The organism is Pseudophaeobacter leonis (assembly GCF_002087335.1).
Taxonomy (GTDB): domain Bacteria; phylum Pseudomonadota; class Alphaproteobacteria; order Rhodobacterales; family Rhodobacteraceae; genus Pseudophaeobacter; species Pseudophaeobacter leonis.
In genome coordinates, this window is sequence record NZ_MWVJ01000001.1 from 13,034 (window position 1) to 25,591 (window position 12,558).

Genomic DNA, 12,558 nt, shown 5'->3' on the forward strand with positions numbered 1-12,558 from the left:
TTAGTTCCTCACCATACTGAGGTCGCGCAACATGGCTGGATCAAGCCCTTCGACCTCGGGGCGCTCGATAATGGCAGAGGCCGTAAGGCTGCTGACGCGGGACTCAACCGCGGCGTCCTGCAGCTCTTTGGTCAGCGCATCGCGTACATCTTCAAAGGCAGGAGCAGCCGTTTTACGACGCTCTTTCAGCAGAATCAGGTGCCAGCCAAACTGGGTTTCCACGGGATCAGAAATCTCGCCGGCCCGCAGATAGAGCACAGCTTCTTCAAATTCGGGCACCATGCGGCCACGGGTGAACCAGCCCAGATCGCCGCCGTTGGGTCCGGAGGGTCCGGTTGAACGTTCTTTGGCCATGATGGTGAAATCGGCACCGGTATCCAGTTCGGACTTGATCTCAAGGGCGTCTTCTTCGGTTTCAACCAGAATATGCGCGGCGTTAAACTCGTCGCTGCCATCGCCATCTGAGTATTTGTCCTCATAGGCCTGACGCAGGGTTTCTTCGTCAGTGGCGGCCTGCATCACTTTTTCGATAACACTGGCCGCAAGAAGCGCGCGTTCTTCGTTCTCGATGGCCAGTTTCACATAGTGAGGCACGCCGCCATGCAACTCTTGCTTTAGGGCGGTCTGCTGCATCAGCTGATCCAGGATCGCATTATAGAGCACATCGTCCGGCAGTTTCTTATACTGTTCGGGCAGGCCATCGCGGGCCATGATCATGTGACCCAGCGTGATCTCCTCACCATTCACGGTTGCGATCACCGTGTTGGCATGGGGCGCAGCCAATACAGGCAACGGCAAAGCCAGAAAAACGGTCATTGCAGCACCTTGCAAAAAAGTGAGACCTTTACGCATTGAATTCTTCCTATTCCCTGGCCGCAAAGAGGCGCGGCGTTGACACTTATTTTCCTGCCCCTTACATCCCAAAGAGGCCCGAGGCAGAACCGTCGTTTCCCCCATTGTTTATGGGTTGCGACCACGACGGGCAAGCCTGCCTGACACGAAGGCCAATAAGAGGATCGTTGGAGAACACATGCTGGGTATCGGAACACTCGCCAAAAAGGTTTTCGGGACACCGAATGACCGTTTAATCAAGGCGACACGGCCGCTGGTTGCACAGATCAACGGGCTCGAAGAGACGGTCGAGAAACTCAGCGACGAGGGTCTCAAGGCAAAGACAGAAGAGCTGCGCAAGCGGGCGCTGGATGGCGAGAAACTGGATGCCCTGCTGCCCGAGGCCTTTGCCAATGTGCGCGAAGCGGCGCGCCGGGCGCTGGGTCTGCGGGCCTTTGACACCCAGCTGATGGGCGGGATCTTCCTGCATCAGGGTAACATCTCCGAGATGAAGACCGGCGAGGGTAAGACCCTTGTGGCGACCTTCCCGGCCTATCTCAATGCGCTGACCGGCAAGGGCGTGCATGTAGTGACGGTGAACGAATACCTCGCCAAACGCGACGCCGAATGGATGAGCAAGGTTTTTGAAGCTCTGGGCATGACCACCGGGGTGATCTGGTCGGGGCAGCCCGATGACGAAAAGATGGCCGCCTACAAAAGCGATGTCACCTATGCCACCAACAACGAGCTTGGCTTTGACTATCTGCGCGACAACATGAAGTCCTCGCTGGATCAGGTGTTCCAGCTGCAGCACAACTTTGCCATCGTGGATGAGGTCGACTCGATCCTGATCGACGAGGCCCGCACGCCGCTGATCATTTCTGGTCCGGCCGAGGATCGCTCCGAGCTCTATACCTCGATCGACAAGATGATTCCCTTCCTGTCCGATGTGCACTACGAGATTGACGAAAAAACCCGCGGTGTCACCTTTACCGAAGAGGGCAATGATTTCCTTGAGCAAAAGCTGATCGAACATGGTCTGCTCACAGAGGATGCATCGCTTTACGATCCCGAAAGCACCACCGTGGTGCACCACGTGAATCAGGCGCTGCGGGCGCATAAGCTGTTTCAGCGCGACAAAGACTATATCGTGCGCGACGGCGAAGTGGTGCTGATCGACGAATTCACCGGCCGTATGATGGCAGGACGGCGCCTGTCCGAAGGTCTGCATCAGGCGATTGAGGCCAAAGAAGAGGTCACGATCCAGCCGGAAAACACCACATTGGCCTCGGTGACCTTCCAGAACTACTTCCGTCTGTATGACCGCCTGTCCGGCATGACCGGCACCGCGCTGACAGAGGCCGAAGAGTTTTCCGAAATCTACGGCCTTGGCGTGGTCGAGGTTCCGACCAACCGCCCCATCGCGCGGGTGGACGAAGATGACCGGGTCTATCGCACCGCGATGGAAAAATATCAGGCCATGATCGAGGAGACCAAGATTGCCCATGCCAAGGGGCAGCCGGTGCTTCTGGGCACCACATCGAATCGAGAAATCCGAACTGCTGAGCCAACTGCTGGAGCACGAAGGGATCAAGCACAACGTGCTGAACGCCCGTCATCACGAACAAGAAGCCCAGATCGTTGCGGATGCCGGTCGCTATGAAGCGGTCACGATTGCCACCAATATGGCGGGTCGCGGCACCCATATTCAGCTGGGTGGCAATGTCGAGATGATCGTCATGGCCGCGCTTGAGGCAAACCCGGAGGCCGATCCGGTTGCGCTTCGCACCGCCGAAGAGGCCAAGCACGCGGAAGAAAAGAAGAAGGTCATCGAGGCCGGTGGCCTCTGCGTTATGGCCTCTGAACGCCACGAAAGCCGCCGTATTGATAACCAGCTGCGCGGTCGTTCCGGTCGTCAGGGGGATCCGGGCCGCACCTGTTTCTATCTCAGCCTCGAAGACGACCTGATGCGGATTTTCGGCTCTGAACGGCTCGATAAGGTTCTGTCGAGCCTTGGTATGAAGGAAGGCGAAGCGACTTGTTCACCCCTGGGTGAACAAGTCGCTTGAACGCGCCCAGGCCAAGGTCGAGGGCCGTAACTTTGACATGCGTAAAAACGTGCTGAAGTTTGACGATGTGATGAATGACCAGCGTAAGGTGATCTTTGGTCAGCGTCGCGAGATCATGGCCGCTGCAGATCTGTCGGAGATTGTGGGCGATATGCGTCACGAGGTGATCGACGAGCTGATCGACACCTATATGCCGCCTAAAACCTATGCCGAACAGTGGGACGTCGAGGGTCTGCATGCTGCCGTGCTGGAAAAACTGAGCATGGATGCGCCGGTTGCGGACTGGGCCGCCGAAGAAGGCGTCGATGACGAGCAGATGGCCGAGCGCCTGTCTGAGGCCAGCGACCAGATGATGGCGGAGAAGACCGAAGCCTTTGGCCCGGAAAGCATGCGCAATATCGAAAAGCAGGTCCTGCTTCAGGCCATCGACGCCAAATGGCGCGAGCATCTGCTGACGCTGGAGCACCTGCGCTCGGTTGTGGGCTTTCGCGGCTATGCGCAGCGTGATCCGCTGAACGAGTATAAAAACGAAAGCTTCCAGCTGTTTGAGACCATGTTGGACACTCTGCGCGAAGATGTGACCACGCAGTTGAGCCGGGTGCGTCCAATGACCGACGAAGAGCAGCAAAAGATGCTGTCGGAAATGGCCGCACGTCAGCTGGCCATGCAGCAGATGGCTCTGGGAGAGTCGCCAGCAAAGGCGAATCCCGAGGACGCAGCACCCGGATTTGTCGAAGATGATCCGCAAACCTGGGGAAATCCTTCGCGCAACGACAAATGCCCCTGCGGGTCTGGCAAAAAGTTCAAGCATTGCCACGGCCGCCTGAATTGATCCTTTGGGGCAGTAAAATGGTCCCGGTAAAGACCTAGCTCCGGTAAAAATCAGGCCACAGCAAAAACTATTCAAAATTGACCCCGGCCTTTGGCTGGGGTTAATTATTTTGGTCTAGCCTCACAGCAGCATGCAGACTGTGATGGCATACCGATCTGCCGGAGTCTGTAGAATTGCGATGAGTTGCCTGAATCTCATCCGCTGGAGGTCATAAACTGGCCTCCTTTGCCCTGTGTTATGTCCAAAGTCCCACGTCAGGTTCTGAGTTTAGGTTTGGAGTGTAAAATGCTGGATAAACGCACGGTTTTGATAGGCGCGGCCACCGCGGCCTGCGCCTTGGGAATTGGATTTCTGATGCAGCCTGCCGCAGTTGGCGACTCTGCAACAGGCCTGGCTCAGATCAGTGCGCAACAGCGGATGCCTTCGGATCCTGCGCTTGCATCACAGCTGGAGATTGAGAAAATCACCCTGACCTCGCGGCAAGAACTCCCTCCGGTTGGCGGGGGCGAGAGCGATGTTGCGGCCCAGAATCAGACACAGGATCAGGCTTCTGCCACTACCTCTGCCGGTACGGCCTGTCGCATGCAGGCCAGCGCCAAAGCCCTGCCAGGAGCCATGGTTGCTTTGACAATTCTGGCGCGCTGTCGCGCCGGGGAGCGCGTAACCTTGCATCATCAGGGCATGATGGTCACCGAAACCCTTGAGGACAGCGGATCACTTTCGCTCACGGTGCCAGCGCTTGCCAGCTCTGCCATCTTTATTATTGAGCCCACCATGGTGCCAAAAGCGCTACGCCTTCGTACTGCGCCGGCCGGTGGTGCGGTGGTTCAGGTCGCAGTGCCGGATATGGCGCAGGTCGACCGGGTTGTGCTGCAGTGGAGCGGCAACAGCGGATTTGAGGTGCATGCCCGTGAATTTGGCGCGCAATACGGCGAGCGCGGCCATGTCTGGCACGGCGCTGACCCGGCGCGTGGCGCGGGAGAGATGATTCAATTAGGCGATCGCGCGCAATTGTCGCCGCGGTTGGCAGAGGTCTACAGCTTCCGGCGGGACACAGCGGCGGCGGACGGGGTTATTGAAATCAGCGTCGAGGCCGAAGTCACCGAGATCAATTGTGGTCGCGAAATAGCCGCACAAAGCCTGCGGTTTTCGCAAGGGCGGGTACAAACCAGAGATTTGGTCCTCGAGATGCCCGATTGCACGGCGACGGGTGACTTTCTTGTGTTGAATAATCTGGTAGAACACCTGAAAATCACGGCCAAGTGATCTGCGGCTAATTCAGGAATTTTCATGATCAATTTTCGTGCGGCCGTGTGCGCCGCACTCCTTCTTTTTGTAGCTCCAAATTTGGTGCAGGCGCAGGATGTTACCCTGTCGTCTCCGGATGGGGCGGTTGAAATAACGGGCAACCTTTTGGGGTTCGACGGTGAGTTCTACCGGGTTGAAAACAAATTTGGCGAACTGACCCTGGATGGCTCTGGTGTGAGCTGCGAGGGACCCGGCTGCCCCAGCCTGTCTTATTTTGTGGCCGAGGTCACGCTTTCGGGGTCGTCCATATTGGACGAGGTGCTGCTGCCTGCCCTGATCGAGGGGTTTGCCCTGCGAAACGGTTTCAAAACACGCCGTGATTCGCTGCCAGGTGGGAATTTTGAATATACTTTGCTGCGCGCCGAAGGGCGCCCGGCGGCGCGGTTTTCTTTTTTGATCAGCACGACGGACGATGGGTTCACGGATCTCATTGCGCAGGAGGCCGATATTGTCATGGCGCAGCGCGAAATTCGCGCCGCCGAGCAAAAGATGGCCCGCGAGGCAGGTCTGGGAGACATGACGGCTGCCTCACGCAGCAGAATTGTGGCGCTGGACGCTCTGGTGCCGGTGGTATCGCCCGCGAATCCAGTCACCCGCATCTCGCTTCCCAGTCTTGCCAAAGTCTTTTCAGGTGAAATCAAAAACTGGCAGGCGCTTGGTGGGCCGGATGCGCCAATATCGCTGCATATGTCAGCGCCAGGGGCGGGGCTGACGCAGGCATTTGAGGATCGGGTTCTGGCGGCCTCGGGCAAGCAGTTTTCTCAGGATCTGCGCTACTATGATCGTGGCACGGCTCTGGTGCGGCGGGTGGCGACGGATCCTTTTGCCATTGGTATTACCAGTTTTTCGAATACCGGAACGACGCGGATGCTGGCTCTGACCGGGACCTGTGGGTTTATGCTGCGCGCCAACCGTCGTACGATCAAGACCGAGGATTATCCGCTGACCTCTCCGATGTTTCTGTATCTGCCCGAGCGCCGACTGGCGAAGGTGGCACGGGATTTTCTGGCCTATGTGCGCGGACCCGGGGCGCAGATTGTGATCCGGCGGGCTGGGTTTGTCGATCAGGCCCCGGAAAGGATTTCGATGAATGCCCAGGGCGACCGGCTGACCAATGCCATCCTGGCGGCTGGACCAGAGGTGCCCCTGGGGGAACTACAGCGTTTGGCGCATACGCTCTCGGGGTTTCGGCGTCTGAGCACGTCCTTTCGGTTTGAAACGGGCTCTGCCCGGCCCGATGCGCAATCCAGAAGCAATATCGAGCAGTTGGCGCGTGCCCTTGAAACCGGGTTGTACGATGGCAAAGTTCTGAAGTTTGTGGGTTTTTCAGATGGACAGGGGGTAGCTTCTGGCAACCAGAAGATCGCATTGAAGCGCGCCAAAAGCGTGCGGGACAAAGTGCTGAGCACGGCAGAGACCGTGAGTGTTGAGCGGGTTGAGCTGCAGGTCGAAGCCTTTGGCGAGGCCCTGCCCATGGCCTGTGATGACAGTGCCTGGGGTCGGCAAGTCAATCGCCGTGTCGAGGTCTGGGTGCGCTAAGGGAGGGGCATTCTGGGGCTTTCAAGGGGTGGCTGGAGGATCTGTTGCGACATGTCGCACCCAACAAATCCGCTCCAAATGAAATCCGCACCAAATGGCTCCCGCGGCTTTTGGCATCATCCAAGATGATCCAAAGCGCCTTGGGCCGAGCGCGCCGCTTACGCGGCGCGGGGTCTGTTTGGCCAGCCAATGGGGCTAAAGCAAACCCTGGGAGCGAAAGCTGAGTTCGGTCGCGCTGCCGATGATCAGATGGTCATGCAAGGTAATTCCCAAGGGGGTGAGCGCCTGATTGACCCGCTCGGTCATCTCGATATCACTCTGCGAGGGCGAGGGATCACCTGAAGGGTGGTTGTGGACCAAAATGACGGCACTGGCGTTGAGATCTAAGGCACGTTTGGCCACCTCGCGCGGGTAGACGGGCACATGATCCACAGTGCCACGGGCCTGTTCCTCGTCAGCGATCAGGCAATTTTTGCGGTCCAGAAACAGCACACGAAAGTGTTCGATCGTGCGATGCGCCATCACGGTGTGGCAATAGTCGAGCAGGGCGTCCCAGCTGGAAATCACCTGTCGTTGCATCACCTTGGCGCGGGCCATGCGCTGGGCGGCGGCCTCCAGGATTTTGAGGTCGGTGACCAGCGCCTCACCGACGCCTTTCACCTGGACAAGACGTTCCGGGCGGGCACTGACCACCCGGCTGAAATCCCCGAACTGTTTCAGCAATTGATGCGCAAGAGGTTTGACGTCCTGGCGTGGCAGAGAACGAAACAGCACAAGTTCCAGCAGCTCGTAGTCGGGGATCGCGGCTGCACCGCCGTCGCGAAACCGCTGGCGCAGGCGGCTGCGGTGGTCCTTGATATAGGAGGGCAGCTTGCCTCTGGTCACTGGGCTGTGAGGCGGCGGTGCCTGTGGCTCCAGATCCGCGTCAGGGAACAGCGGCAGAGAGGTCGTGCCAGTGCCTGCCTCGTCCTGTGCCATCCGCGCCTCTCATTGGTCTTTGGGTGTGGAGGAGAAGGCTAGGAGCGAATTGTCGACGCACAAAAGAAAAACGCCCCCGCAGGGGCGCTTTTTGTGCTGGTCTTTTGGTTGGCTTGAAAAAGGGTCAGCCCTTCATGCCATCCCAGAAGCCTTTGACCGAGGAAAAGAAGCTGCGGGATTCGGGGTTTGTGGTGTCCTCGGAGAGGTCCTCGAATTCGCGCAGGATTTCTTTTTGCCGGATCGTCAGGTTGACGGGTGTTTCCACCGCCAGTTCGATGAACATATCCCCAACGCCACCGCCACGCAGGGCAGGCATGCCCTTGCTGCGCAGACGCATCTGGCGACCGGACTGGCTGCCTTCGGGGATCTGCACCCGGCCACGGCCACCGTCGATGGTCGGCACCTCAATGGCGCCCCCCAAAGCGGCCTTGGCCATGGATACAGGCACGCGACAATAGAGATTGTTGCCGTCGCGCTCGAACAGATCATGGGCTGTGACCTCAACAAAGATGTAGAGATCACCCGGAGGGCCACCGCGCATGCCGGCTTCACCTTCGCCTGCGAGGCGAATACGGGTGCCGGTTTCTACGCCCGCCGGAATATTCACCGACAGCGAGCGGTCCTTTTCAACCCGGCCATGACCATGGCAGGTTTTACAGGGGTTCTTGATGATTTGCCCCAGGCCCGAACAGGTCGGGCAGGTGCGCTCAACAGTAAAGAAGCCCTGCTGCGCCCGGACCTTGCCCATACCTGAACAGGTCGGGCAGGTGGTGGGTTCGACCCCGCCTTCGGCGCCCGATCCCTCGCAGGAGGTACAGGAGACCGAGGTGGGCACCTTGATGGTCTTGTGCAGCCCGGAATAGGCCTCTTCCAGCGAGACCCGCAGATTGTAGCGCAGATCAGCACCGCGCGAGGCGCGTTGCCGCCCGCCGCCGCCTGCCTGACCACGGCCGCCCATAAAGTCGCCAAAGAGATCGTCAAAGACATCGGAGAAGGCAGAGGAGAATTCTCCGTTGCCACCGCCGCCGCCCTGGCCACGTCCACCGCCGCCCATACCGCCTTCAAAGGCGGCATGACCAAAGCGGTCATAAGCTGCCTTTTTTTCCGGGTCCTTTAGAATCTCATGGGCCTCGTTGGCCTCTTTGAACTGCGCTTCAGCGTTTGGGTTATCGCTGTTGCGGTCAGGATGCAGTTCTTTGGCCTTCGCCCGAAAGCCCTTTTTGATTTCCTCTGCTGTGGCGCCTTTGGCCACACCGAGAACGTCGTAATAGTCGCGTTTCGACATCGGTTTACCTCTGCTGCCTTAACGACAACGAGCCGGTCCGTGGTCGGACCGGCCCGCCGCCGCCAAGAGTTCAGACCTTAGCGATTGGCGCCGTCCAGTCTTCGAATTCGGCATCAACGATGTCATCATCGCCGCCGCCCGCATCTTCGTCTGCAGCGGTAGGCTCATCACCCGCCTCTTCCTGAGCGGCCTTGTAGATCGCTTCACCCAGACGCATTGCGGCTTCGGTAACGTTCTGGATGCCTGCCTTGATCTTCTCGGCAGTTGCTTTTTCGCTTTCGAGGTCGTCCCGCAGAGCGGCCAGAGCCAGTTCGATGGCTTCGACAGTGGAAGGATCCACCTTGTCGCCATGCTCTTCGACGTGCTTTTCGGTCGAGTGGATCAGGCTTTCGGCCTGGTTCCGCGCTTCGATCAGCTCGCGACGCTCTTTATCGGCCTCGGCGTTGTCTTCTGCATCCTTGACCATCTGTTCGATGTCGGCATCCGACAGACCACCAGAGGCTTGAATGGTGATGACCTGCTCTTTGCCGGTGCCTTTGTCCTTGGCCGAAACCGAGACTATGCCGTTTGCGTCGATGTCAAAGGTGACTTCGATCTGCGGCAGGCCACGGGGCGCCGGTGGGATATCTTCGAGGTTGAACTGACCCAGCATCTTGTTGTCTGAGGCCATTTCGCGCTCACCCTGGAACACCCGGATGGTCACTGCGTTCTGGTTGTCTTCGGCGGTCGAGAACACCTGCGACTTTTTGGTCGGGATGGTGGTGTTGCGGTCGATCAGACGGGTGAAGACACCGCCCAGGGTTTCGATACCCAGCGACAGAGGCGTAACATCGAGCAAAACAACGTCTTTGACGTCGCCCTGCAGAACGCCGGCCTGAATGGCAGCACCCATGGCAACCACTTCGTCAGGGTTCACACCCTTGTGGGGCTCTTTGCCAAAGAATTTGGTCACTTCTTCGATGACGCGCGGCATGCGGGTCATACCACCAACCAGAACCACTTCGTCGATGTCAGAGGCCGAGATGCCAGCGTCTTTCAGAGCGGCAGCACAGGGCTTCATCGAGGCTTTGATCAGATCGTTGACCAGGCTTTCCAGCTTGGCACGGGTCAGTTTCATAACCATGTGCAGCGGCTGGCCCGAAGAGGGGTCCATCGAGATGAACGGCTGGTTGATTTCGGTCTGGCTCGAAGAGGAGAGCTCGATTTTGGCTTTTTCAGCGGCTTCTTTCAGACGCTGCAGAGCCATCTTGTCTTTGGTCAGATCAACGCCGTGCTCTTTTTTGAACTCGGCCGCCAGGTAGTTGACGATGCGCATGTCAAAGTCTTCGCCACCCAGGAAGGTGTCGCCGTTGGTCGATTTGACCTCGAACAGACCGTCGTCGATTTCCAGGATGGTCACATCGAAAGTACCACCACCAAGGTCATATACCGCGATGGTCTGGGTCTCCTCTTTGTCGAGACCATAGGCCAGCGCCGCGGCTGTTGGCTCGTTGATGATGCGCAACACTTCGAGACCGGCGATTTTGCCGGCGTCTCTGGTGGCCTGACGCTGGGCGTCGTTGAAATAGGCAGGCACGGTGATCACGGCCTGGGTCACATCTTCGCCGAGGTAGGACTCGGCGGTTTCTTTCATCTTACCAAGGATGAAAGCGGAAAGCTGCGAGGGAGAGTACTTCTCACCTTTTGCTTCGACCCATGCGTCCCCATTGCCACCGCTCACCAGCGAGAAGGGCAGGTTCTGTTTGTCTTTTGCGAGGTCTGCATCCTTGAACCGGCGGCCGACAAGGCGCTTAACACCAAAAATGGTGTTTTCCGGGTTTGTCACAGCCTGGCGTTTGGCGGCCTGGCCAACCAGACGTTCGTCGTCGGTGAAGGCGACGATCGATGGGGTTGTGCGCGCGCCTTCGGCGTTTTCGATAACCCGTGGCTGCGAGGGATCCATGATGGCAATGCAAGAGTTGGTTGTTCCGAGGTCAATCCCGATAACTTTGCTCATGTTTGATCCCTTTAACTTACTAAGGCGATTACCCGAGGCTTGAACCCGTTTTGGCATCCAGGCCCCGATTTTGTTGCAGTGGGGTCTGCACCTCACTGCTGCACGGCGTATATAGGGAGCGGAATATGCCCCTGCAAGCGTCAGTACGCATCGCTAAATGCGATTCACAGCGCTTTTTTGCACGGGATGTGGTTAAGAATGGAATAATCATCATGAGCGTGCTGCGATTGCGCGGGTTTCAGATCCACAAATCCCACCTTGATTCAGCGGCGCAGCGCGCGCTGGTCGAGGCTTTGCGCCCTGTCTTGCGCGCCGCGCCGCTGTTTTCGCCTTCGGTTCCGGGGGGTGGAAAAATGTCAGTGCGCATGACCTCGGCGGGGAAATTTGGCTGGTTCGCCGATGAAACCGGGTATCGCTATGCCGAAAACCATCCCAAAGGGACAGGCTGGCCAGCTATTCCCGCCCCCATTCTGGCGATCTGGCGCGATCTTACCGGGCTTGAGCGGCAGCCGGACTCGTGCCTGCTGAACTATTATGGACAGGACGCCAAAATGGGCCTGCATCAGGACAAGGACGAGGCGGACTTCTCTTTTCCCGTGGTCTCGATCAGCCTGGGCGATGATTGCATGTTTCGCATGGGCGATGCGCGCCGTGGTGGCAAAACCGATGCGATCTGGCTGAACTCTGGCGATGTGGGGGTGATGGGCGGTGAGGCAAGGCTCAACTATCATGGGCTGGACCGGATCCGGTTCGGCTCGTCCCGGCTGTTGCCAAAGGGCGGACGTATCAATCTGACCCTGCGGGTGGTGACTTGAGAGGGGGAGGTGCCAACCCGGAGGGGGCAGGCGCAGCGACAGGCTAGCGCCGCGCGTTCCAGCTGATCGAGGCGTGACGACGGGTGTAGAAATCGCCCATCAATCCGATCATCACCAGCCCCACCGCAACCCAGGCGGCATATGGCCAGTTGCTGTAGTGCGGGTTGTAATTGATAAAGACAAATCCCCGCGCCTGATCGATGCAATGGAACAAGGGGTTCCAGTCAAACATCGCCAGCATAAAGCTGGGCAGGGTAATTGGCGAGAAACATCTTGCCCGAGGCGACCATATTGGCGCGCTGATAGATGGTGGTGAGAATGCCGACAACGCCGGGGGCCCAGGGTTTGAGCACCAGAAAGACCAGACCAACGGCGGCACCTGTGACCCAGGAGAGCAGAATCATGCCGTAGGCCTGAATGGGCTGCTCGATCTCCAGCGGGGTAAAGGCCACATGATAGACAAAGAGAATGAGAAAGAGAGAGACCGTCTGGATATAGAGGGACCCGAGCGCGGCAGAAAGAATAGCCACCATCGTATTCATCGGCGCATGTTGCATCATCGGGCTTGCAGGGCCCTCGGCACCGGCGACGGCGCCCACTGTTTTTGTGTGGGTCAGAAACAGAAAGATGCCCGACATCACATAGAGCAGGAAATCACCCCGGATCGCCGAGCCTCGCATGCCGAGAATCGAAAACATCGCGTAAAACACGGCAACAAACATCACCGCTTGCATAATATTGAGCGCCAGCGCGATCAGGGCATTGTTGTGCTTTGAGCGCACGCTGCGCACGATGGAGTGAAACACCACCTCAGAAAGCGAGATGGCGCCGGAAAACCAAGTTTGCTGCTTGCGCACCTGAAACATTTTGCCTGCAATCCGTGCTATGGGCCAGATAGACCCGGT

At 58.2% G+C, this 12,558-nt stretch carries 7 protein-coding genes and 2 pseudogenes; 4 read left to right on the top strand and 5 right to left on the bottom strand.

Features of this window, described 5'->3' with window-relative positions:
• A complete protein-coding gene (locus B4968_RS00070; RefSeq protein WP_083095662.1) occupies positions 1-852 on the bottom strand; it encodes a peptidylprolyl isomerase in 852 nt (283 codons plus the stop codon).
• 178 nt (positions 853-1,030) lie between these two features.
• On the opposite strand from B4968_RS00070, the pseudogene secA reads away from it, so the two are divergent.
• From secA to B4968_RS00085, 3 genes and pseudogenes are all read left to right on the top strand, one after another.
• Positions 1,031-3,732 (top strand): annotated as a pseudogene (secA, locus tag B4968_RS00075) (preprotein translocase subunit SecA).
• Positions 3,733-4,017: 285 nt separating this feature from the next.
• Positions 4,018-4,998 (top strand): hypothetical protein, encoded by a 981-nt coding sequence (locus tag B4968_RS00080; protein ID WP_083095664.1) that lies wholly within the window; start codon positions 4,018-4,020, stop codon positions 4,996-4,998.
• Between the two features lie 24 nt (positions 4,999-5,022).
• On the top strand, positions 5,023-6,579 hold the full coding sequence (locus tag B4968_RS00085; RefSeq protein WP_083095666.1) for a phosphate ABC transporter substrate-binding/OmpA family protein: 1,557 nt from the start codon (positions 5,023-5,025) through the stop codon (positions 6,577-6,579).
• Between the two features lie 195 nt (positions 6,580-6,774).
• Here the strand turns inward: B4968_RS00085 and radC are convergent, their stop codons facing one another.
• From radC to dnaK, 3 genes are all read right to left on the bottom strand, one after another.
• On the bottom strand, positions 6,775-7,557 hold the full coding sequence (gene radC, locus B4968_RS00090) for a RadC family protein (RefSeq protein ID WP_083095667.1): 783 nt from the start codon (positions 7,555-7,557) through the stop codon (positions 6,775-6,777).
• Positions 7,558-7,681: 124 nt separating this feature from the next.
• Complete coding sequence (gene dnaJ, locus B4968_RS00095) at positions 7,682-8,842, bottom strand: molecular chaperone DnaJ (protein WP_083095669.1); 1,161 nt, start codon at positions 8,840-8,842, stop codon at positions 7,682-7,684.
• 70 nt (positions 8,843-8,912) lie between these two features.
• Positions 8,913-10,838: a molecular chaperone DnaK gene (gene dnaK / locus B4968_RS00100; protein ID WP_083095671.1), complete on the bottom strand. Its 1,926-nt coding sequence runs from the start codon at positions 10,836-10,838 to the stop codon at positions 8,913-8,915.
• Positions 10,839-11,050: 212 nt separating this feature from the next.
• Here dnaK and B4968_RS00105 point away from each other — a divergent pair, with 212 nt between their 5' ends.
• A complete protein-coding gene (locus B4968_RS00105; protein WP_083095672.1) occupies positions 11,051-11,653 on the top strand; it encodes an alpha-ketoglutarate-dependent dioxygenase AlkB family protein in 603 nt (200 codons plus the stop codon).
• Between the two features lie 43 nt (positions 11,654-11,696).
• On the opposite strand, the pseudogene B4968_RS00110 reads toward B4968_RS00105, so the two are convergent.
• Positions 11,697-12,519, bottom strand: a pseudogene (locus B4968_RS00110) (ABC transporter permease).
• Positions 12,520-12,558 lie beyond the last annotated feature (39 nt).

What these genes read in the sequence shown, in the direction of transcription:
- dnaJ (WP_083095669.1), bottom strand. Translation starts at nt 8,842, where the DNA reads ATGTCGAAACGCGACTATTACGACGTTCTCGGTGTGGCCAAAGGCGCC.
- B4968_RS00105 (WP_083095672.1), top strand. Translation starts at nt 11,051, where the DNA reads ATGAGCGTGCTGCGATTGCGCGGGTTTCAGATCCACAAATCCCACCTT.
- dnaK (WP_083095671.1), bottom strand. Translation starts at nt 10,838, where the DNA reads ATGAGCAAAGTTATCGGGATTGACCTCGGAACAACCAACTCTTGCATT.
- B4968_RS00080 (WP_083095664.1), top strand. Translation starts at nt 4,018, where the DNA reads ATGCTGGATAAACGCACGGTTTTGATAGGCGCGGCCACCGCGGCCTGC.
- B4968_RS00085 (WP_083095666.1), top strand. Translation starts at nt 5,023, where the DNA reads ATGATCAATTTTCGTGCGGCCGTGTGCGCCGCACTCCTTCTTTTTGTA.
- B4968_RS00070 (WP_083095662.1), bottom strand. Translation starts at nt 852, where the DNA reads ATGCGTAAAGGTCTCACTTTTTTGCAAGGTGCTGCAATGACCGTTTTT.
- radC (WP_083095667.1), bottom strand. Translation starts at nt 7,557, where the DNA reads ATGGCACAGGACGAGGCAGGCACTGGCACGACCTCTCTGCCGCTGTTC.